A 23910-nucleotide genomic window follows, 5' to 3' on the forward strand; every position below is an offset into this window, starting at 1 on the left:
CTACATCACATGATGTAGTTTTTTTTATCTCTAAAAAATGGTATAATATATCAAAAGTATATAAAGGTGGTGTTTTATGGCTCTAAAATTTGAATATAAAGGTATAGATTTTGATTTAAATAATAATATAGAAGATAATACTTTATATGTTTTTTCAAATTTTAATGATAAATTTGAAATAGAAAGTAAAGATAAAGATATTTTTACTACAAAAAAATATATAACTGAAAATGAATTCTGGGAAAAAGTAATATTAAGTAAAAAAATATTACTTAAAGAGGAAAAAGAGGTAGTGTTCTTTTATAATACGCTAAATAATGAAATTAAGAAAAAACTTCAAATAAATGAATATTTTGATTGTATAGATATAGCATATAGATATTATTCATTTATGAAAGAATATATAGAATATGGTGTTGATTTAAATGAAATAGAAGTACATGAGTGGCAAAAAAATATAATTAATCTATATCTTAATATAAATGATAAAATGTTAGAAAGAGCACATAAAGAAGTGAAAATACCTAGATATTTATTACCAGTATTTTCATATATTAATCAAGATTTTCTTAATAATTTTAAGAAGATAGTGTTTGTTAATAAATTTTCATTTACTGTATTTGAGAAGAAAATTTTAGAAGATATTGATAATCTTTCTATATTCCTATATGTAAATAAAAATGATTATGATGAAGAAAAAAATATTTTAAAAAATATTACTATGCCAAGCTTAAAAGAGAAAAATATTAAAGTAGTAGAGTGTAGTGATAAATTTACACAGACTATAAATATTTTAGACAATTTGGAAAAATTTAATACTTTTTATGATATGGCAGAGAAAAAGAAAGCAAAAATAAAAGATGAAAATATTTTTGTTAATCAAAATGAGTTGATAAATACATTAGATTTTTCATTTAATCATACTGTTGCATATAATATACTATCTAAAATATATTTAGCCATAAAAAATTCCATAAATGGTAGATACTTAATTTCAGATATATATAGACTTTACTCAATAAAAGAATTTAGAAATGAATTTGAAATAGAAAATAGCGATTTATCTATTTTATTTAGAGAATCAAGATATAATAACATATATATAGAAAGTGAAAAACTTGAGAGTTTAAGGTTGCTAAATGAAATAAAAAAATATAGAAGTAAGGAAGAATTTTTAGAGTTATTTACAAGAATTGGTAATATTAAATCTAAAAAAGAATATATGTTTAATACTAATTTTACTTTTTTTGAGGCATTAAGTGAAGTTAATGTTCTAGATTTAGATTTTCTATCAAATTTTGTTGTAGATTATTTAATGTTATTTATGAAATATTTAGATAAAAAAACATTACATGCTGATTTAATTGAAAAGAAAAATAGAATATTAGATATAAAAAAATTAGGTACGGAAATAAAAGAAAATTTTGCTTTAATAAATGTACAAGGAAATATTGTAATAAAAGATAGAAATATCTTTTCTAAATCACAAAGTACATTACTTGGTTTACCTGTATCAGATGATTTAGTATATGAAAACCTATTTAATGTTTATAGAAATATTGCAGTTTCAAATAATATATATATAAGCTATATAAAAAATGAAGATGAGAATATATCAGAAATGCCATTTTTAACTGATTTAGTTTTTACAAATAAATTAAAAGCTGATAAAAAGGAAATAACTATGGGAGAAAAGACAGTTATTTTAGATCAATTACTAGATAAAAGCAATATTAAGATTAAAGATAAAGTTGAAAATGATTTGATGCATAAAAATGATAAATTATCTGATTTTAGTAATATATCAGTTACTAAATTATTGAGACTTATTAATTCGGAATTAGATTTCTACTTATCTACTAATATAGATGAAAGTGATATATTTAATGAAGATATTAAAGTAGTTGAAGTAGGAAATATTACACATAGGATTATGGAAAATATTATAAATAAAATAGGTAAAAAGATTATTCATTTAAAAGATGTAGAGTTATTAAACTATATTAATGAGTCTATAGAATTAGTTATGAATGAAAAGGAAAATACTGTACTTGATGAGTATAAAAAATACTTTGAAATGACATATTTAAAAGACTTACCTGAAACGATAATAGATTTCTTTAATAAGCTAAAGAAAGAATTAATACATGAAAATATAGTTGAAATATATACTGAAAAAGAAGTAGGATTTAATTTAAATATAGAAGATAGAGAAATTAAGATTAAAGGAAAATCAGATTTAATAATAGAGACAGAAACAAAATACTATATTATTGATTTTAAAACAGGAAAATATAAGATAGATAAAATGAAAAAATATGCGAATCAAGTAGAAATATATTCATATATGGATGAGGTAAAAGATAAGGAAATTTTAGGGTATATTTCATTCATACAAACATTTGATACCTTTGTTCAAGTAGATATGAATAAAGTAGAAGTAAATAAAGAAGTAATAATTGAAAAATTAACTTCATATATTAAAGATGAAGTATTTGATTTAGGTAAAGTAGATAAATATTCTAGTTTTAAGGAGGTAATTAACAATGGAAAATAAAAAAACTGTTGTAAAAGCAAGTGCTGGTACAGGTAAAACATATAGATTATCACTAGAATATATTTATTTTTTACTTTTAGATATTGATTTCAGAAATATATTGGTTATGACTTTTACTAAAAAAGCAACGGCAGAAATAAAAAATAGAATATTTGAATTTATTTTAACTATAATATCTAAAGATGAAAAATCACATGAATTAATTAAAAATATAGAAAGTAATTTTGAATATAAATTTAAACCTGGTGATATAGATAAATTAACTCATATATATAAAGATATGTTGATAAATAAAAATAGAGTTAGAATAGATACTATAGATGGATTTACAGCAAAAGTATTTAATACATGTATTGCTGAACCTATACTTGATATTTATGATTATGATGTATTAACAGAAGATACAGAAACAGAAAGAACTTTGTATACAGACTTTGTTATTAAACTAATTAATAATCCAAGATTTAAATATAAGTATGAAAAAACAGAAATCAAAGAGATAATAAGAGAGATAAAAAAGAATTTTCTATATAATAAAGAAGAATTACTTAGTATAAAAAAAATAGATGAAAAATATAGTTTAAGTGATGTAATAAACAAGGCTAAAAATCTATTTTTCAATGAATTAAATATAGAATTTAATGGTGAGTTACCAAAGGTAAAAAAAGATATAGAAAAAGTAAAAGATATATTAATTCAAGTTAATGATGTAAATACTGAATTCTATTATTCGAAATTAAATAAATATTTTAAAGAAATTTTTACTGTATTTGATATATTTGATTTAAGAGCAAAAAAATCATCTGAAGTAGTAAAAGATATAATAGAAAATAAGATGGAAATATCAAAAAAAATACAGGAATTTCAAATTATTAGATATATTTATGAAAGTGATAAAAAAACTAAAGAAGTTTATGAAAATTCGAAAATTGTATTTGAAGAAGACTTTAAGTTAAAGAAGGAAAATAAATTATTAGAGTTTAATGATATTACATACTATACTCTTAAGTATATTTTTGATGAAAAGTTAGGATTAGTTAAAGATGGAAAAGTTACAGAAGCGTTTTATGAGTTAATGGATGGTAAGATAGAAGCCTTAATGGTAGATGAGTTTCAAGATACAAGTGTTCCTCAATTTAAATTTATGAAACTAATAATGGATGGAGCTAAAATTGTTACATGTGTAGGAGATGAGAAACAAAGTATTTATGAATGGCGTGGAGGATATAAAAAATTATTTGAAGATCTAGAAAAAACTTTAGGAGAAGATACGGTAGTTAAAAATTTAGGGACATGTTATAGATCTGAAAAGAATATTATTGATTTTGTAAATGATAAGTTCTCTAAACTTGAAGATTATGGATATGAGACTGTCAATTCAAGTAAAGAAGATAAAAATGCCGGATATGTTGAAACTATATTAGTAAAAAAAGTAGAAACTGGTAATGGAAATGCAGATAAAATAGAAAATGAAGATTTTATAATTAAAGCAATTGTAAATAAAATAATTGAAAATAAAGACTATACGGATACAGCTGTATTATTGAGAGAGAATAAGGCTCTCGAAAAAGTAGCTAAATACTTAGATGAAAATAATATTAGTTATTCATTAATAACTAAATCAAATATTTTAGATGTAGAAGTTGTTAAAAACGCTCATAGATTAGTAAAATATTTGGTTACTAAAAACGAATTATATAAATTTGAATTTTTAAGAAGCAGTATAAAAAATTATAGTTTAGATGATATTGATGAGGTTATTAATGGTAAAGTAGATGAGGATGTAGAATTTTTCAAAAATAATTTTGATAGACATAATTCATACAATTCAAATGATTTTGATTTTGCTAAGGAATATTTATCTAGATTTGGATATACTGTAAATGAAGATGCTAATGATATACTTAATTTAAATGTATATTTTTCTAAAATGAAAGAATTTAATAATTTATTTGATTTCTATGAGAGCATAGAAAAAAATAAAGAAACAAGAAAATCTATTATAGAAAAAGATGGTATTATTCTTACAACTATACATGCTTCTAAGGGACTTGAGTATAAAAATGTCTATACTTATGATGATAGTTTTGATAAAAATAAGTTAGGATATAAAAAGTATGTGTTTTATGATAATGAATATAATGTATCTAATTTTAAATTAACACAATATGATATCTTGTATAAAATGTTTAAAAATATAATGGAAAGTAAGAATTTTGATGATATAGAAAAAGGCATATTTTTAGAATATTTAAAAAATTATGATAATGTTTATGATGAATATACTGTTATTAATAAAAGCTTTAAAGACGCATATTTAAATGTTAATTATGTAGGATATACAAGAGCTAGAGAAAATTGTTATGTATTCTTTGAAAAAACAGGGCCATTAATTAAAGTTGTAGAAAAAGTTGGTGAAAGAAAATCAAAAGAGATAAAAGAAAAAGAAACTTCTTTTGTAGATTATTCAAAATATTCTAATTATTTAACACAAACTAATTATTTAGAGGCAGAAAATGAAGAATATGATATTGATAGAATTAATAAACAAAAAGAAGGAAGTGCAATACATTATTTCTTTGAAGTATATAACGGTGATGTTGAAGTTGCTATAGATATAGTTAAAAAGAAATATGGTAATTTATTATCTGATGAAAGTTTTAGTAGAGTATTAGATTTAATTGATAAAAATATTACGAAATATACACATATATTGAATACTAATTTGAAAAAATATTCTGAATTTAAAATTTTTGATAGAGAAGATAATGATAAAATGTATATTATAGATTTATTACTATTAGATAATGAAAATAAAAAGGCATATATATATGATTTTAAAACGGGACATAATGTAATTAACAATCCTAAATATATTAAACAATTAGAAAACTATAAAAGAATTTTATCTAAAGAATTAGAAGAATTTGAGATATTTACTCAAATACTTCCATTAGATGAATAAAAAAATCTGATAATTTCCAATTAAGGATCTTATCAGATTTTTATTTTAACTAAAATACTGTATAAATATTGTTATTATACTAATATTGAAGAAGTCTATAAATAATGCACCAACTATAGGAACTACAAGGAATGCAACTTTTGAATACCCAAATTCATCGTTTATAGATTTCATATTAGCAAGGGCATTTGGTGTTGCTCCCATTCCAAATCCCATATGTCCAGCAGCAATAACAGCAGCATCAAAGTTTCTTCCCATAACATTAAATGTAATAAATCTTATGAATAAGTAAGTTGTAATTACTTGAGCTAATAATAGTATTGTTAATGGACCTGCAAGTCCGAATAATTGCCATAATTTTAATGATATTAATGCTATTGAAAGGAATAAGTTAAGTGATATACTTTCTAATACTTGTATTTCTTTCATAGGCATTTCTTTATAGAAAATATCTGAGATATTTCTAATTATTGCTGCGACAAACATTGGGCCTATATATACTGGTAATTTTAAACCAGCTTGTTTAAACCAAATGTTTAAAATTGTACCTACACTCATTGTGAATAAAAGTATAAAGAATGCAGTTGCAAATCTTTCTTCATCTAATTCATGAATTTCATTATCTTCTTCTATTGATTCTTCAATAGTATCTTGAGATTTTAAGTTATATTTTTCAATTAGTTTTTTCCCTAATGGTGGACCAAATAAAGAACCAACTATAGTACCAAATGTAGCTGCTGCGATTGCAATTGTTTTTAAACCATCCATGTTAATATTTTCAGCTATTGCACTTGATGTTCCATGTCCTCCAGTCATAGGAGTAGATCCAGTCATTAAAGAAATTAAAGGATTTACATTAAGTAATTTTCCAATTACTATTGCTACGGCGTTTTGGAAGAAAATTAATAATACAGCTACAAATAAGAATAATACTAATTTTATTCCACCCTTTTTAAGTAGTGAAAAACTTGCATTAAATCCAACGCTAGTAAAAAACATTATCATAAAGAAATCTTGTAAAGTAGTATCAAAATTAAATTCTATAATATTCAGATATTTAAGAATTAATGCTAATATTGAAAATAGGAAACCTCCTATTACTGCATTTGGCATGCAATATTTCTGTAAGACTTTAGATCTTTTCTTTAGTCTAATACCAATAACTAAGAAAATAACTGCTAGTCCGACAGTTTGTATCATATCTAAATCTAAAATATATTTCATAAAAACCTCCAATTTGTTATTTTTTTATGATACAATATATATAGGAAAAAATCAACTATATTATATTTATGTAAATATTTATCAAATATATGTAAATATATACAAATAATTGATTGACAGAGTACACTAAATGTGTTATTATACTATGTACGCATGTGTTAGGTGGCTAATACCTAAAGCAGCGATTTTGATAATTTCGGAGGTGAACAGATGTTTGCAGTAATTAAAACTGGAGGAAAACAATACAAAGTTGAAGTAGGTTCATTATTAAAAGTTGAAAAATTAGCCGTAGAAGTAGGAACTGAAGTTTCATTTGAAGAAGTATTAATGGTAGGAGATAAAGTAGGATCACCATTAGTAGAAGGAGCTAAAGTAGTAGCTGAAGTTAAAGAACACGGTAAAGGTAAAAAAGTTATCAACTTTAAATACAATAAAAAAACATACTACAGAAAACAAGGTCATAGACAACAATATACTTTAATTGAAGTTAAAGATATTAAAGGATAGTCATGACAAACGTTGAATTTTCTGAAAAAGAAGATAAAATTGTATCCTTTTTAATAAAGGGACATACAGAAGCATATAACTATGGAGAAGACATAGTATGTGCATCAATTTCTGCCACATCTATAATGACATTAAATGGCCTAATAGAAGTGTTGAAAGTAAAGAAATTGAATTATGAAATGAAAGATGGATATATTTTTTGTGACCTGAGAAATGTTGACGCGGAAGATTTAAATAAGTCTCAAAGTCTGCTAAAATCTTTAGCAATAATGCTAAAACAAATTTCAAAAGATTATCCAAAAAATGTACAATTTAGAGCTAGGAGGTATGGAAAATGATATTAAAGTTGAATTTACAATTATTCGCCTCAAAAAAGGGACAAGGGTCAACTAAAAATGGTAGAGACTCAAACCCTAAATATTTAGGAGTAAAAAGATATGATGGTGAAGCTGTAAAAGCTGGAAACATAATTGTTAGACAAAGAGGAACTAAATTCCACCCAGGAAACAACATGGGACTTGGAAAAGATTACACTTTATTTGCTTTAATTGAAGGTTACGTTAAATTTGAAACATTCAAAGGTAAAAAAAGAGTAAGTGTTTACCCAGAAAAAATAGTTAAATAATAGATAAGAAAAGCCTTTTTTAAGTAAAAGGCTTTTTTTTAAAGGTGATATATGACTAAAAAAGAGAGAGTAAGAGAAGTACTAAACGTATTAAGAAATAAATTTAAAGAACCCAAGATAGCGTTAGACTATTCTAATGAATATCAATTAATGGTTGCAGTGATTTTATCTGCACAATGTACAGATAAGAGAGTGAATATAGTTACTAAAGAATTTTTTAAAGTATTAAAAACTCCAGAGGATATGGAAAAATTATCATTAGAGGAAGTTGAAGAATATATAAAATCTACAGGATTCTATAAAAATAAGGCATTAAACTTAAAAGCTAATGCAAAAATGTTAATGGAAAAATACAATGGGGTATTACCAAGAACAATGGAAGAATTAACAGAACTTCCAGGAGTTGGGAGAAAAACTGCTAATGTCTTATTAGGTGATTTATGGGGCATTAGAGGAGGAATAGTAGTAGATACCCATGTAAGAAGATTATCAAATCTAATTGGATTTGTAGATAATGATAATGTAGAGATTATTGAAAGAGAATTAATGAAGATAGTTCCTAAAAAATCATGGTATGAGTATTCACATTTTTTAATTTTACATGGTAGAGATAAATGCATTGCAAGACGTCCTAAATGTCAGGAATGTGAAATAAGAGATTTATGCAAATATAATGAAAAAAATAGAAAAAAGGTATAGATATGAAAAAAATAATAATATTTATAATGTGTGTATTTACTTTTAATGTTTATGGTATAGAAGAAGAAAAAAAGGAAAGGATTCCTATAGTTTATACTGCATTAACAGATGGTACTGAAGTAGTAAATGTTAATTCTGATATTTTATTCCCTATTGCTTCATTAACTAAAGTTATGAATGTATTGGTTGCTAAAGATGAAATTGCAAAAGGTAATTTTAATTTAAAAGATAAAGTAATGTTTGATAGATATACTGCCTTTGTTAATGGAGGGGCTATTTCTGTATGGCCTGGAGATGACAGTTATTCACTTGAAGATCTATTAAAGATACAAATGATATTTTCTTCAAATAATGCTGCTTATGCAACTGCAAAACATATTGGTAAGGGAGATATAAATAAATTTATTCAAATGATGAATGAAAAAGCAAGAGAGATTGGATTAAATAATACATATTTTTCTTCTCCAGCAGGTTTACCGCCAAGATTAAATAAAGGTTTTGGAATGGATATGTCAACAGCAAAAGATTTATTTATTTTAACAAAATATGTTGTTGAAAACACAGACATTTTAGATTATAGTGGAAGAAAGAGTATAAGTTTCCCTAACAGTAAAGATCCTGCAAGAGTTTATCATAATAGAAACCATATGTTAGGAGATTTTGGTGTAGTTGGTATGAAAACAGGTTTTCACGAAGAATCAGGGTTTAATATCATTCTAGTATCAAAAATGGGAGATTCTACAGTAGTTTCAATTTCATTAAATTCTGAAACAGAAAAACAAAGATATAGACTACATAAGGCGATTCTTACAAAGTTAAGCGAGAAATTAGAAAAAGTAGTAGATAAAGAAAATACATATTATTTATTTGATATTAAAGGATATAAAGAGAAAACAATTGAGGGATATATAAAAGATGATGTGTTGCTAATTAACTTAGGTCAAGATTTTGTTCATAATATTAAACTAAATGAAATTAGTAATAATATAAATGTAGATGATGAAATAGGAGTATTAGAAATAATGCTTGATGGGGAAGTTATAACAAGTAGACCAATATTTGCTAAAAATGCTAATAGAAAACTAAATTGGTTTGAAAAAATACTTAGAGTTATTACTTTTGGAGCATATTAAGGAGAATATATGGATAAAAATATATTAATACTTGGACTAAGTGGATCAGGGAAAACAACAGCTTTAAAATTTTTAGAAGATAATGGATATAATGTAAGTTTAAATTATCCAATAAATCATTTATTAGAAGTTAAAGAAAATACTAAAACTGCAATAGGAATTTATGTTAAAAATAAAGATGAATTATCTATTTTAAAAGAGGTAATTAAGACAGATAAGTTTAATGTAGTATTTTTAGAGGCAAGTAATGAAGAATTAATTCAAAGATATGAATTACTTAGAAAAACTCATCCATTTTTGAAAGATGATAATTTGAATAATTCAATTAATGCAGAAAGAGAGTTTTTATCAAGTCTAAAATTACTTGATATAAACAATATTGATACGACTAGATTAACACCAAAAATGTTATGTGATATTTTAGAAAATACATATATTTTGAAAAAAAGGGTGTTAATTTCTTCGTTTGGATATAGACATGGATTACCACAAGATTCGAATTATGTTTTTGATGTGAGGTTTTTAGATAATCCATATTATTTAGAAAAGTTAAGAGATAAAACAGGTGACGATAAAGAAGTATATGATTATGTAATGTCTTTTGAAGAGAGCAAAAAAATGTATGAAAATATATATAATTTTTTTGAGTTTGTATTACCTATTTACTTTAAAAATACAAAAAATAATATACATATTGCTATTGGATGTACTGGAGGTAGACATAGATCTGTTACTCTAGTTAACAAGTTATATGAAGATTTAAAAGATAAATATGAAGTATATAAATTACATAGGGAGATAAAATGAAGGTAGATTTGAAAAATATACCACAAAATCCTGGTGTATATTTAATGAAAGATATTAATGATAAAGTAATATATGTAGGTAAGGCAAAGAACTTAAAAAATAGGGTTAGTTCTTACTTTAATAATCCAAAATCTTCAATGAAGACTTTTGAATTAGTAAAGCATATTAATGATATAGAGTTTTTTTTATGCAATAGTGAACTTGAAGCTTTAATACTTGAAAATAATTTGATAAAAAAATATATGCCTAAGTATAATATTCTTTTAAAAGATAATAAAACATATCCATATTTAAAGATAACTAATGAAAAAATTCCACAAATTTCAGTAGTTAGAAGTAGAAAGTATTTAGAAGAAAATAGAGATGCATATTATTTTGGCCCATATCCATTTAATATGAAGGAAATGATAAAATTACTATTATCTGCTTTTGATATGCAATATTTTAATATAGATATGTACAATAAAAAAATAGTTGGTAATAATTTAAGACATAATAATTTAAATAGAGATCTATATTTTGAAAATATTGAAGACGAGAATAAATATGTTGAAAATTCAAAGGCAATGATTAATTTCTTGAAAAATAAAGATTTAAGTATTATTGATAAATTACATACTCAAATGATAGAATATTCAGATAATTTAGAATATGAAAAAGCATTAACAATTAGAAATAGAATTGAAAAATTAAATACATTGATAAAGACACAATTAATTGAACATAGTTTAGAAACAGATGAAGATGTTTTTGTTTTAACTAATATAGGTAACAAAATATTTATTTGTGTTTTAAATATTAGAGATGGTAAGATTATTGGTAAAAATAATATTAAATTAGAAAATAAATATGAAGAAGATGAGGTATTTGAAACATTATTTATTTCATATTATGATAATAAGAAAATACCAAAAAATATAATAATAGAAAAAGAATATAAAAATAAAATTGAAATGTTAGAAAAATACTTTAGTACTGAAAAGAATAAAAGTGTTAAGATACATAGTCCTATAATTAAAAGCAGAAGGTTAAGTTTACTGGAATTAGGAATTAAAAATCTAAACTTTAATGTAGATGAATATATGAGAACAGAGAAAGCTATAACTAAAGGACTAATAGATTTAAAAAATGTTTTAAATCTAAAAAAACTGCCTAAACTTATTGAATGTTTTGATATTTCTAATATTCAAGGTAAGGATGCTGTTTCTGCAATGAGTGTATCAGTAAATGGAAGAGCTGACAATAAAAAATATAGACACTTTAAAATTACAGTAAAAGATACACCTGATGACTTTTTAATGATGAGAGAAACATTAACTAGAAGATACTCTAAACTAGAAATAGATGAATTACCTGATTTGATTTTAATAGATGGTGGTAAAGGGCAACTAGGAGTGGCTGTCAGTGTATTAAAAGAATTAGGAAAATTTGAATATGTAGATTTAATAAGTATAGCAGAGAGAAATGAAGAAATATTTAAGGCTGGAGAAAGTGAGCCATATATTTTTGATAAAAATGACGAAGCTTTAAAAATATTGATTAGAACAAGAGATGAAGTGCATAGATTTGCGATTACTTATCATAGAAAACTTAGATCAAAAAGAAACATTAAATCGAGCTTAGATGAAATTAGAGGTATAGGACCAAAAAGAAAAAAAGAACTTATATTGAAATTTGGTAGTGTTAAAAATATATTTGAAGCTAGTGAAAATGAGCTCTTAGAGATACTACCATTATCAGTAGTAAAAGAAATAAAAAATACATAACTTGTTTTGCATTTTAAAATATTATGTTGTATAATATTAACAGACAAGTGAAAAAAGAAATAGGAGGAAGCAATGAGTAACTATATTTTGGAAATGCATAATATAAGAAAAGAATTCTTCGGTGGTAAAATTGTCGCTAATGATGATATTACTTTAAAAATTAAAACTGGAGAAATTCATGCTATCGTCGGTGAAAATGGAGCTGGAAAATCAACGTTAATGAAAATCTTAAATGGATTATATGATCCAACATCTGGAAAAATTTTCTATAAAGGAAAAGAGGTTACAATAGATACACCAACAGATGCTGCAAAACTTGGAATTGGAATGGTATATCAACATTTCATGTTAATTGAAACATTAACTGTTGCTGAAAACATGGTTTTAGGATTTGAACCTGTTAAAAATAAAGTACTTTTTGATTTAGAAACAGCAAGACAAAAAGTAAGGGAAGTTTCTGAAAAATATGGGTTAAATATAGATCCAGATGCTAAAGTTGGAGATTTATCAGTTGGTATACAACAAAGAATAGAAATTTTAAAAATCTTATTTAAAGGTGCAGAATTATTAATCTTTGATGAACCAAGTGCCGTGCTTACTCCACAAGAAGTAATAGAGTTATATGGAATAATGCGTAACTTAATTAAAGAAGGTAAAACAATTATCTTCATTACACATAAATTGCAAGAGGTTCTTGACTTATCAGACAATATTACAGTAATTCGTCGTGGTAAAGATGTTGGAAATTTAAAAACAACAGAAGCTACTAAAGAAGTAATTGCAAATATGATGGTAGGAAGAGAAGTATTATTTGATATTAAGAAAGAAAAAGCTGAGATTGGAAAAACTTTAGTAAAAGTTGAAGATGTTGTTGCGTTAAATGATTTAGGTGCTGAAAAAGTTAAAGGAATTAGTTTTGAAATTAGAGAAGGAGAAATACTAGGAATAGCTGGGGTTGAAGGAAATGGACAAACTGAATTAATAGAAGTATTAGCTGGACTTAGAAAAGCAGAAAAAGGATCATATAGTATAGATGGAGTAGAACTTTTAAATAGTACTCCTAGAAATATTAGACTTTCAGGATTATCACATGTGCCTGAAGATAGACATAAGAGAGCAACTATAGATGAATTTACAGTAAATGAAAACCTTATCTTAGGAGATATGGATAAATATGTAAATAAAGGAATAATAAATTTCTCTACAGTTCAAAAAAATACTAAAGAAATGATAGAAAAATATGATATCAGACCAGTAGATGGTACTGTTATATATGGTGGACTTTCTGGAGGTAACCAACAAAAAGTTGTTATAGCTAGAGAGTTAGAAAAAGAAAATAAATTTATTATTGCATCTCAACCTACAAGAGGGGTAGATATAGGTGCGATAGAAATGATACACAATACTATTTTACATGAAAGAATTAAAGGTAAAGCAATACTTGTTGTATCAGCAGAATTAACAGAAATTATGACATTAAGTGATAGAATAGCAGTTATGTATTCTGGTAAAATAGTTGGTTTATTAAATAGAGAAGATGCAACTATGGAAAAACTTGGAATATTAATGGCAGGAGGTAAATTAGATGAATAAATTTAAGAAAACATTTTATAATATTTTACCGTCATTATTAGCAGTATTTATTGCATTACTTGCAGGTGCAGTGATAATGGCATCAAGAGGAGTAAATCCAATTGAAGCTTACGGAGCGATGTTTAAAACAGCATTGTATCAGTCATCACCTAAATTTCCATTTAATGGTCTTGCTAAAACACTAGTTTATGCAACTCCATTAATGTTCTCAGCTATTGCAGTTATGATAGCATTTAAAGCTGGATTATTTAATATAGGGGTTCAAGGGCAATTAGTTGCAGGAGGACTTGGAGCAGTACTAGCTGGTACATTTATAACAACTTATTTAGATAGTTTTGGTATATTAAATATATTAATTTGTTTATTTGTTGCTGCATTATGTGGATTCCTATGGGCATCACTTGCAGGGTTCTTAAAATCAAAATACAATATACATGAAGTAATTAGTACTATTATGTTAAATTATATTATGATAAACTTACAAAGATATTTAATTAACCCAGTTAATGGACCGTTAAAAGATCCAACAACTAACAATAATATATCTGAAAAAGTATTTGAGGCTTCAAGATTACCTCTATTCTTTTATGAACAAACTAAACAAAATTTAAATTTAGGATTTATACTAATAATAGTAATAATAATCTTATCATATTTCTTCTTTGAAAAAACAAGAATAGGATATGAAATAAAAGCTGTAGGATATAATCCAACTTCTTCTGAAAATGCAGGAATTAACCCTAAATTAATTGCATTTATTGCAATGGGACTTGCAGGAGCTATAGCAGGTCTTGGAGGAGCAGAAAGAGTTCTTGGAGGGGCTGCTGAATATAGATATACTGATTTAATTATGGGAGATTATGGATTTACAGGACTTGCAATTGCATTATTAGGTAAAAATAATCCTTTTGGTATATTCTTTGCTGCAATATTCTATGCATCATTAGAAATTGGAGGACAAACTTTACAAAGACAATTTAATATAGATAAAGAAATTGTATTTATAATACAAGCATTAATCATAATACTAGTTGCTGCAGAAAACTTATTTAAATATTTCTTAAATAAGAGAAAGGGGAAATAAATGGAAGCACTTAGAATAATTTTAAAACAAACAATTACCGTTGCCCCTCCAGTATTAATTACTGCAGTTGGAGCATGTTTATCAGAGTTATCAGGAGTTACAAATATAGGACTTGAAGGAATGATGTTAACAGGAGCTTTTACAGCAGCTGTTATAAATTATTTTACAGGTAATCCATATTTAGCAATTTTATGTGGTATGTTAGTTGGAGGATTAATGTCTTTAATACATGCTGTAATAAGTATACATTTAAAAGGTGAACAAATAATAAGTGGGGTTGCAATCAACTTATTTGCTGTTGCTGTTACTTCATACTTAATTAAAGTGATATTTGATGCATCAGGATCTACACCTTCTGCATCAACTCATCCAAGCAATGCATTAGTTATAGGTTCAATTTATACATTAGCTATACTTTCATATTTCTTAGTATATAAAACAGTATTTGGTTTAAGATTAAGAGCAGTTGGAGAACATCCATTAGCTGCAGATACTGTAGGTATAAGCGTGTATAAATATAGATATATAGGTGTATTATTATCAGGAGTATATGCAGGTCTTGGAGGAGCATATATGACTACAGTAATATTATCAAGTTTCACAAGTAATATGTCAGCTGGGCGTGGATTTATGGCCTTAGCTGCAATGATATTTGGTAGATGGAATCCATTAGGTGCTATTCTTGCAAGTTTATTATTTGCTTTTGGACAAGCAGTATCAGATTATACTAAGACAAGTGGTGGAAGTATTCCTCAAGAATTCTTAGCGATGATACCATACTTAATGACATTAATTGCATTAGTTGCATTCGGACGTAAATCTAGAGCACCTAAAGCAAGTGGAAAACCTTACGAAAAATAAAGTATATGATAAAAAAATCTTGTATGTTTACAAGATTTTTTTAATATTAAAGTATTGATTTTTACAAAAAAAAATTGTATAATAAGTTACAACAAATATTTAGGAGGAATTTTAAAATGAAAAAATTATTTGGAATTTTAACAATTTTACTTACTTTCGTTTTTGTTCTATCTTGTGGAGCTAAAACAGAAGAAGCACCAGCTGCTGATGCACCAGCTAAAAAAGTAGCTATTGTATATTCAACAGGTGGAAAAGGAGATAAATCATTCAACGATTCAGCTTTCAGAGGAATGGAAAAAGCTAAAGCAGAATTAGGTGTTGAATTCTCAGAATACGAACCAAAAGATCCTTCAGTTGAAGCTAAAAACCAATTAACTGAATATGCTCAAACTGGAGAATATGAATTAATTATCGGTGTTGGATTCACTATGAAAGAATCTTTAGAAGCAGTTGCGGCAGAATATCCTGACCAAAAATTCGCTTTAATAGATGATGTAGTTGAAGGAAAAGACAATGTTGTTTCATTAATGTTCAGAGAACAAGAAGGAGCATTCTTAACAGGAGCTTTAGCAGCTATGATGACTAAAACTAACGTATTAGGATTCATTGGAGCAGTAGAAGCACCAGTTATCCACAGATTTGCTACAGGGTTCATTCAAGGTGCTAGACACGTTAACCCTGATGTAAAAATCGTTTCAGCTTATGTAAATGGTTCAAACCCATTCAGCGACCCAGTTGCTGCTAAACAATTAACTGAAAGTGTTATCGCACAAAACGCTGATATAGTAATGCACGCTGCAGGAGCTTCTGGATCAGGAGTATTCAAAGCTGCTCAAGAAAAAGGTGTATTTGCTATAGGAGTTGACTCTAACCAAGATGCTGAAGTTCCAGGATCAATCTTAACTTCAATGTTAAAAAATGTTGACGTTGCAGTATTTGAAACTATCAAAGCAGTATTAGAAGGAAACTACCAAGGTGGAGTTAAATACTTCGGTATAGCTGAAGACGGAGTTGGAGTTACTGAATTCGAATTCACTAAAGATATAATTGGACAAGAAAACATCGATAAATTAAATGCTTTATATGGAGAAATCAAAGAAGGTAAAATTACAGTTGATGAAAACGGTCCTTTACAATAAGGATATATAAAACAGGACTAATTTAGTCCTGTTTTTTTCTATAGGAAATTAGAATTCTAATAAGATGTATATAATTTTATTGATTAATATAAAACACAACAACAGTTTATAAAAAATAAAATTAATAAGTAAATTTGAGTAATACAAAAATACCTGTTTAAATAATAGGCCATTAGGGTTATAGAATTTATGAATAGGTCGGCCAATAGCAGAAGAAAGAAGAAGTAAAATTTGAAGTAAGTAATGCTAAAAAGGTTGCTATAGTTTACTCAACAGGTGGAAAAGGAGATAAAAGCTTTAATGATTCTGCATACATGGGAATACAACAAACTATAAAAGATTTTGGTATAGAAGTATCAGAATATGAACCAAAAGATACTTCAGTAGAAGCGAAGAATGTATTATATGAATATGCTCAAACAGGTGAGTATGAATTAATAATTGGTATTGGATTCAATGACAGAAGCTTTAATTGCTGTTGGTGATGAATATCCAAATCAAAAATTTGTTATGATAGATGATGTTATAGAAGGTAAAGACAATGTATTGTCTATAGTTTATGATGAACAAGAAGGAACTTTCTTAACTGGTGCATTAGCTGCAATGATGACTAAAACTAACACTATAGGTTTTATAGGTGGAGTAGAAGCTCCTGTAATATATAAATTTGCTACTAGATATATTTCCAAGGGGCAAAATATATTAATCCAGATGTTAATGTTTTAATATCATATATTAATGGTGCAGATTCATTTAATGATCCTGTTGCAGCTAAACAATTAATAGAAACATTAATTGCAAAAGGCGCAGATGTAGTAATGCATGTTGTAGGAGCGTCAGGTTTTGGAGTATTTAAAGCAGTTGAAGAAAAACAAGTTTTCGGTATAGGTGTAGATTCTAATCAAGATGCTGAAGTACCTGGTCATATTTTAACTTCAATGATTAAAAGAGTTGATACTGGGGTATATGAAAGTATAAAAGCGGTTTTAAATAACGAATTTAAAGGTGGAGTAAAACTTTAGGTGTTAAAGATAATGGATTAGGTGTAATGGATAATGAATTTACAAAAGATATGATTGGACAAGAAAATATAGATAAAATTAACTTTATAATTGAAGATATTAAGAGTGGTAAAATTACTGTAGATCCAAATGGTACAGTGAAATAAAAATATTGACAAATCATTAAAATAAAGGTAAAATTATATTGAAACTATAAAAATATATATTATTAATATACTTAGTTGCAATAAATTCAACCTAAGTCAAAAAAAACAGGAATTTTATTTCCTGTTTTTTTGTCAGATTAATTGATAAAGAAGTAAATTAATAGTATAATATTAATATATGAAAGGAAAAAACTATGAGAGTTGTTGATATTATTCAAAATAAAAGAGATGGATTTGAATTAAGTACTGAAGAAATTAAATTTCTTTTAGATGAGTACATGCAAGAAAGAGTTCCTGAATATCAAATTGCCTCATTTTTAATGGCAACATATTTTCAAGGAATGACTGATAGAGAGTTAGTTGATTTTACAATGACAATGAGAGATTCTGGTGATGTAATTGAATTTCCAAATTTAGACAAATTTTTAGTAGACAAACATAGTACTGGAGGAGTTGGAGATAAAGTTACGGTTGTATTAGCACCATTACTTGCTTCACTTGGAATGGCTACTGCAAAATTATCTGGAAAAGGATTAGGGCATACTGGAGGAACTATTGATAAATTTGAATCTATAGAAGGTTTTGAATTTTCAAAAACTAAGGAAGAATTATCAGAAATTGCAATGAAAACTGGTATAGGATTAATGGGTTCGAGTGATAAAATTGTACCACTTGATAAAAAAATATATGCATTAAGAGATGTAACAGCAACAGTTCCATCAATTCCATTAATAGCAAGTAGTATAATGAGTAAAAAACTTGCTATACAAAATGATGTTATTATTTTAGATGTTAAAGTTGGAGATGGGGCATTCATGAAGACTTTAGATATAGCTAGAGAACTTGCTAAAAGAATGGTTGCTATAGGTAAAGGTACTAACAGACAAGTAAAAGTAGTATTATCAAATATGGATGAACCATTAGGATATAATATAGGAAACGCATTAGAAATTATTGAAGGTATAGAAGCTTTAAAAGGGAATATTTCTTCTGATTTAAGAAAAGTAGTATATACAATAGTTTCATTAGCTTTAAAAGCAAAAGGGGAAATAAAAGAATTATCTGAAGGAGAAGAAATTATTGATAATATAATTAAAACAGGAAAACCTTTAGAAATGTTTGCAAACTTTATTAAAGAAAGTGGAGGAAATCCAGAAATTGTTAATGATTATACTTTACTTCCTACAGCAAAAAATATTTTAGAAGTTAAATCAATATCTTCTGGAATAGTAAGTAAAATAAAAACAGAAGAAATTGGAAAAGCAGCTATGGTAATAGGTGCTGGAAGAGAAACTAAAGACTCAATAATTGATCATGCAGTTGGTATTAAAATACTTAAAAAAGTTGGAGATAAAGTTGAAAAAGATGAAGTTATTGCAAAAATATATTATAATGATGATAGTAAAGTAAATACTTCAAAAGAAATGGTACTTGAATCTTATGTAATAGGTAATGAAGTGTTAGAAACATTAACACCAATTTTAGATATAGTTGAATAAAAATATAGGAGGAATAATTATGTTAAATATTGCAAAATATATTGACCATACAGTATTAAAAGCTACAACTAAACCTTGTGAAATTAAAAAACTTTGTGATGAAGCCAAAGAATATGGATTCTATTCAGTTTGTGTAAACGGATGTTATGTAAAAGAAGCTAAACAACATTTAGAAGGTAGTGACGTTAAAGTTGCTGCAGTAGTTGGATTCCCTTTAGGAGCTATGACTACAGAAGCTAAGGTTTTTGAAGCTAAAGAAGCTATAGCAAACGGAGCAAATGAAATTGATATGGTAATTAATGTTGGTAAATTATTAGCAGGAGATTCAAAATATGTTGAAGATGAAATACGTGCAATTAAAGAAGCAATAGGATCAAATGTTTTAAAGGTAATAATCGAAACTTGTTACTTAAATGATGATCAAAAAATGTTAGCTTGTGAATTATCATTAAATGCAAATGCAGATTTTGTTAAAACATCTACTGGATTTGGTACAGCTGGAGCAACATTTGAAGATGTAATATTAATGAAAAAAATGGTAGGAGATAAAGCAGAAGTTAAAGCAAGTGGAGGAGTTAAGAGCTTTGAAACTGCAGAGAAATATATAGAAATAGGAGCTACACGTTTAGGAACTAGTTCAGGAGTTGAAATCTTAACTGGTGCTAAAGTAGACCCAACAAAATATTAATAAATAAAAGGAGTGATATTATGGCAACACCACATATAGGAGCAAATAAAGGAGATATAGCAGAAACTATATTATTACCTGGAGATCCGTTAAGAGCAAAATATATAGCTGAAACATTCTTAGAAGATGTAGTGCAATACAATAATGTAAGAGGAATGTTAGGATTTACGGGAACATATAAAGGAAAAAGAATATCTGTGCAAGGAACAGGTATGGGAGTTCCTTCAATAGGAATATATACTCATGAATTAATCAATGAATACGGAGTAAAAAATTTAATAAGAGTTGGTACTGCAGGAGCAACTAATGCAGATATTAAAATAAGAGATGTTGTTGTAGCTTTATCAGCATCAACTGATTCTGCAATAAACAAATTAAGATTTAATGGAGCAGACTATGCACCTACTGCAAGTGCTGAACTATTATTTAAAGTTTATGAAACTGCAAAAGCAAAAGGAATGGATTTAAAAGCAGGGAATGTATTAACTAGTGATACATTCTATGGAGACGATTTTGAAGGTTGGAAAAAATGGTCTAAATTTGGAGTATTATGTGTTGAAATGGAAACAGCACAATTATATACTACTGCAGCTAAATTTAATGTTAATGCATTAACTTTATTAACTATAAGTGATTCATTAGTAACAGGAGAAGCAACATCAGCTGAAGAAAGACAAACTACATTTAATGATATGATTACATTAGCATTAGATGCTGCATTAACATTCTAAGGAGTTATATGAATAGATATAGTGAAAAAGAAATAAGAGAATATATTTCAAGAGCAAATGTTTTATTAGATAGAGCTTATGCACCTTATTCAAAATATAGGGTTGCAGCAGTAATGATAGATACTGATGGTAATTTACATGAAGGTGTAAATGTTGAAAATGCATCATATGGTCTTACTGTTTGTGCTGAAAGAAATACTATAGCAGCCGCAGTTACTAAAGGTATGAAAAATATTGACTTAATAGTTATTACAGGAGATACTGAAAAACCTATAAGCCCTTGCGGAATGTGTAGACAAGTAATTAGAGAATTTTCTAAGAGAGATACATTAATAGTATTAGCAACATCAAAATCTGATGAATATATGTTATGGACTATGGATGAAATGATACCTTATTCATTTGGTCCAGAAGATTTAAATTTATAGAAAAATGCCTTAGGGCATTTTTTTATATTTAATAATTGACACTTGTATAAAAATTTAATATACTTATTTTGGAGGTAGAGTTATGAAGAAAAAAATTGGTTTAATAAGTATATTGTTTTTTGTTTTATTGTATTTTGGCATTGGTAATTATTTTTATAATATATCAATCAATGCAAGTTCAAATAAAAGTAAGGTTTCAAATCAAGATCATGATGGAAGAGTTGATTTAGAACTTGAAAATAATATTAAATGGTTTGAAAATAATAAAAATAGAGTAAAAATGAAATCTGTAACAGGGTTTAATTTAGTTGGATATGAATTTATTAATGAAAATAGTATGAATTGGGTTATTATGGTTCATGGTTTTAATAGTAATTCAAGAGAGCTTTCTACACATATTAGAGAAATATATAAATTAGGTTACAATGTATTTTCACCCGATCTAATTTCTTTTGGTGAAAGTGAAGGTACTTTCATTTCAATGGGAGGAAAGGACAGTGAGGATTTAGTAAATTGGGTAGAATATTTGTTGAAAAAGTATCCTAAAAATAAATTTGTCTTATTTGGAAGAAGTATGGGTGCTGCCACAGTTATAAATTCACTTGGAGAAATAAATAAAGAAAATGTAGTTGGATTTATTGAAGATAGTGGTTATATAAAGTTAAGAGGAATTTTTTCATATCAACTTAAGAAACTTTATTCTTTACCATCATTTCCAATCTTAGATATTGCAAATAGTATGGTAAAAATAAGAGCTGGATATTCTATTGATGATGTAGATGCTACATCAGATTTACAAAATACATCAATACCAGGATTAATATTACATGGTAGTGATGATGGGTTTGTACCATCAGAAAATGCAAAAGAGATATATAGTTTATTAAAAAGTGATAAAAAGATATTTATTTTTGAAGATGCAAAACATGTTCAAGCTCATTTTCTATATAAAGAAAAATATTGGAATATAGTTAGTGAATTTTTAAGAGATAAATTTAATTAATACTTGATTTTATTAGTTTTGATATGTTAGAATAAAAAAAATATAACAAGAGAGAGGTAAGATAAATGAAAGACTGGGAAGCAGGAATAGTTAGAAAAATTGTTACAGAAGAACAACTAAAAGCTAGAGTTAAAGAATTAGGGGAACAAATCACTAAAGATTTTAAAGATGATGATGCAGAATTTATAGTTGTTGGTATATTAAAGGGTTCAATACTATTTATGGCAGATTTAATTAGAGAAATAAAATTACCTTTAAAAATAGATTTTATGGAAGTTTCAAGCTATGGAGATGGATTTGAAACAACTAAGGATATTAAGATAATTAAGGACTTAGATTATTCAGTAAGAGGAAAAAATGTATTAATAGTTGAGGATATTATAGATTCTGGGTTAACTTTAAAGAAAGTATTACAATTAATTGGAAAAAGAGGTCCAAAAAATGTATTATTATGTACTTTACTTGATAAAGTTACAAAAAGGGAAGCAGATATAGATATTCAATATACAGGATTCCAAATTCCAAATGAATTTGTTTTAGGTTATGGTTTAGACTTTATACAAGAATATAGAAATATTCCATATATTGGAGTAATGGATTTAGAGAAATATGAAAAAGAAAAAAAATAGTGAAGAACATAAACACAAAAAAAAGTTTGGACAAAACTTTTTAGATGATAATTTTTTGCTTGAAAAAATAAGAGAAGTTACTCAAATTAAAGTAACAGATAATATAATTGAAATTGGACCTGGAATTGGTTTTTTAACATCAATGATATTAGAGAGTGGAGCAAAATTAAAATCTTTTGAAATAGATAATGATCTAATACCTGTACTTAAAAAGAAATTTGGCAGTTATGAAAACTTTGAATTAATACATGTAGATTTTTTAGAATTTGATTTAAGTCAAATAATGGAGGAAGGAAAAGAATATAGAGTAATAGCAAATATTCCTTATTATATTACTGCTCCAATTATTAATAGGCTACTAGAATTTAAAGATAATATTAAAGATATATATTTAATGGTACAAAAGGAAGTTGGAGAAAGATTGAATTTTGAAAAAAATACAAGTAATAGAGGGGTATTCACTCATGTAGTAGGTTTCCATTCAAAAGTAGAGTATTTATTTACTGTAGAAAAAGAATTTTTTGATCCAGTTCCTAAAGTTGATTCAGCATTTATTAGAATTGAAATAGATAAAGAAGGGAAATATTCTAAATTATTTTCATTTGATAAATATTTAGAGTATGTTAAGGCAAGTTTTGTATCAAAAAGAAAGAGCATATCAAATAATTTAAAAGTTATTGGTATATCAAAAGAAAATACAGAAAATGCTTTAGAATCTATAGGTAAAAGTAAAAATGCAAGAGCAGAAGAGTTATCTATTGAAGATTTTATAAATATAATAAAAATGTTTGAGAAGGAATAATT

The 23910-nt window shown here is 26.2% G+C and carries 22 protein-coding genes and 1 pseudogene; 22 read left to right on the plus strand and 1 reads right to left on the minus strand.

Annotation, left to right across the window (positions count from 1 at the left end):
• Positions 1-76 precede the first annotated feature (76 nt).
• Positions 77-2557 (plus strand): PD-(D/E)XK nuclease family protein, encoded by a 2481-nt coding sequence (locus GM111_RS00320; RefSeq protein WP_156298905.1) that lies wholly within the window; start codon positions 77-79, stop codon positions 2555-2557.
• Positions 2547-5522, plus strand: coding sequence for a UvrD-helicase domain-containing protein (locus tag GM111_RS00325; protein ID WP_156298906.1), 2976 nt, complete (start codon positions 2547-2549; stop codon positions 5520-5522). The genes GM111_RS00320 and GM111_RS00325 overlap by 11 nt, the downstream gene beginning before the upstream one ends.
• 45 nt (positions 5523-5567) lie before the next feature.
• On the opposite strand, the gene gltS is transcribed toward GM111_RS00325, so the two are convergent.
• Positions 5568-6746, minus strand: a complete 1179-nt coding sequence (gltS, locus tag GM111_RS00330; RefSeq protein ID WP_156298907.1) for a sodium/glutamate symporter — start codon at positions 6744-6746, stop codon at positions 5568-5570.
• Between the two features lie 210 nt (positions 6747-6956).
• Between gltS and rplU the strand changes: the two genes are divergently transcribed.
• From rplU to rsmA, 20 genes and pseudogenes are all read left to right on the plus strand, one after another.
• Positions 6957-7253, plus strand: a complete 297-nt coding sequence (gene rplU, locus GM111_RS00335) for a 50S ribosomal protein L21 (RefSeq protein ID WP_067323075.1) — start codon at positions 6957-6959, stop codon at positions 7251-7253.
• Between the two features lie 2 nt (positions 7254-7255).
• Positions 7256-7591, plus strand: coding sequence for a ribosomal-processing cysteine protease Prp (locus GM111_RS00340; RefSeq protein ID WP_156298908.1), 336 nt, complete (start codon positions 7256-7258; stop codon positions 7589-7591).
• Positions 7588-7878 carry a 50S ribosomal protein L27 gene (rpmA, locus tag GM111_RS00345; RefSeq protein WP_067323080.1) on the plus strand — a complete coding sequence of 97 codons (291 nt, stop codon included), beginning with the start codon at positions 7588-7590 and terminating at the stop codon, positions 7876-7878. Before GM111_RS00340 ends, rpmA begins: the two co-directional genes overlap by 4 nt.
• Positions 7879-7929: 51 nt before the next feature.
• Complete coding sequence (gene nth / locus GM111_RS00350) at positions 7930-8577, plus strand: endonuclease III (RefSeq protein ID WP_156298909.1); 648 nt, start codon at positions 7930-7932, stop codon at positions 8575-8577.
• 2 nt (positions 8578-8579) lie between these two features.
• Positions 8580-9710: a D-alanyl-D-alanine carboxypeptidase family protein gene (locus tag GM111_RS00355; RefSeq protein WP_156298910.1), complete on the plus strand. Its 1131-nt coding sequence runs from the start codon at positions 8580-8582 to the stop codon at positions 9708-9710.
• A gap of 9 nt (positions 9711-9719) precedes the next feature.
• Positions 9720-10517, plus strand: coding sequence for an RNase adapter RapZ (rapZ, locus tag GM111_RS00360; protein WP_156298911.1), 798 nt, complete (start codon positions 9720-9722; stop codon positions 10515-10517).
• Positions 10514-12283: an excinuclease ABC subunit UvrC gene (gene uvrC, locus GM111_RS00365; protein ID WP_156298912.1), complete on the plus strand. Its 1770-nt coding sequence runs from the start codon at positions 10514-10516 to the stop codon at positions 12281-12283. Before rapZ ends, uvrC begins: the two co-directional genes overlap by 4 nt.
• Positions 12284-12355: 72 nt before the next feature.
• Positions 12356-13876, plus strand: a complete 1521-nt coding sequence (locus GM111_RS00370; RefSeq protein ID WP_156298913.1) for an ABC transporter ATP-binding protein — start codon at positions 12356-12358, stop codon at positions 13874-13876.
• Complete coding sequence (locus GM111_RS00375) at positions 13869-14960, plus strand: ABC transporter permease (protein WP_156298914.1); 1092 nt, start codon at positions 13869-13871, stop codon at positions 14958-14960. The genes GM111_RS00370 and GM111_RS00375 overlap by 8 nt, the downstream gene beginning before the upstream one ends.
• On the plus strand, positions 14961-15821 hold the full coding sequence (locus tag GM111_RS00380; RefSeq protein ID WP_156298915.1) for an ABC transporter permease: 861 nt from the start codon (positions 14961-14963) through the stop codon (positions 15819-15821). It begins immediately after the preceding gene.
• A gap of 116 nt (positions 15822-15937) precedes the next feature.
• The gene (locus GM111_RS00385) at positions 15938-16960 is read left to right on the plus strand and encodes a BMP family lipoprotein (protein ID WP_156298916.1); all 1023 of its coding nucleotides are present in this window, start codon (positions 15938-15940) and stop codon (positions 16958-16960) included.
• 260 nt (positions 16961-17220) lie between these two features.
• Positions 17221-17686: pseudogene (locus GM111_RS08460) on the plus strand (BMP family lipoprotein).
• An 8-nt stretch (positions 17687-17694) separates the two neighbouring features.
• On the plus strand, positions 17695-17982 hold the full coding sequence (locus GM111_RS08465) for a BMP family ABC transporter substrate-binding protein (protein WP_269320125.1): 288 nt from the start codon (positions 17695-17697) through the stop codon (positions 17980-17982).
• Between the two features lie 340 nt (positions 17983-18322).
• Complete coding sequence (locus GM111_RS00405; protein ID WP_156298920.1) at positions 18323-19627, plus strand: thymidine phosphorylase; 1305 nt, start codon at positions 18323-18325, stop codon at positions 19625-19627.
• Positions 19628-19646: 19 nt separating this feature from the next.
• Entirely contained in the window at positions 19647-20315 is a 669-nt protein-coding gene (gene deoC, locus GM111_RS00410; RefSeq protein ID WP_156298921.1) for a deoxyribose-phosphate aldolase, read from the plus strand.
• A gap of 20 nt (positions 20316-20335) precedes the next feature.
• Positions 20336-21046: a purine-nucleoside phosphorylase gene (gene deoD / locus GM111_RS00415; RefSeq protein ID WP_156298922.1), complete on the plus strand. Its 711-nt coding sequence runs from the start codon at positions 20336-20338 to the stop codon at positions 21044-21046.
• A gap of 8 nt (positions 21047-21054) precedes the next feature.
• Positions 21055-21474: a cytidine deaminase gene (cdd, locus tag GM111_RS00420; RefSeq protein WP_156298923.1), complete on the plus strand. Its 420-nt coding sequence runs from the start codon at positions 21055-21057 to the stop codon at positions 21472-21474.
• An 82-nt stretch (positions 21475-21556) separates the two neighbouring features.
• On the plus strand, positions 21557-22477 hold the full coding sequence (locus GM111_RS00425; protein WP_156298924.1) for an alpha/beta hydrolase: 921 nt from the start codon (positions 21557-21559) through the stop codon (positions 22475-22477).
• Positions 22478-22542: 65 nt separating this feature from the next.
• Entirely contained in the window at positions 22543-23106 is a 564-nt protein-coding gene (gene hpt, locus GM111_RS00430; RefSeq protein ID WP_156298925.1) for a hypoxanthine phosphoribosyltransferase, read from the plus strand.
• Positions 23087-23908 carry a 16S rRNA (adenine(1518)-N(6)/adenine(1519)-N(6))-dimethyltransferase RsmA gene (gene rsmA / locus GM111_RS00435; protein WP_156298926.1) on the plus strand — a complete coding sequence of 274 codons (822 nt, stop codon included), beginning with the start codon at positions 23087-23089 and terminating at the stop codon, positions 23906-23908. The genes hpt and rsmA overlap by 20 nt, the downstream gene beginning before the upstream one ends.
• Positions 23909-23910: the final 2 nt, after the last annotated feature.

The sequence above is a fragment of the Streptobacillus canis genome (genome assembly GCF_009733925.1).
Taxonomy (GTDB): Bacteria; Fusobacteriota; Fusobacteriia; order Fusobacteriales; family Leptotrichiaceae; genus Streptobacillus; species Streptobacillus canis.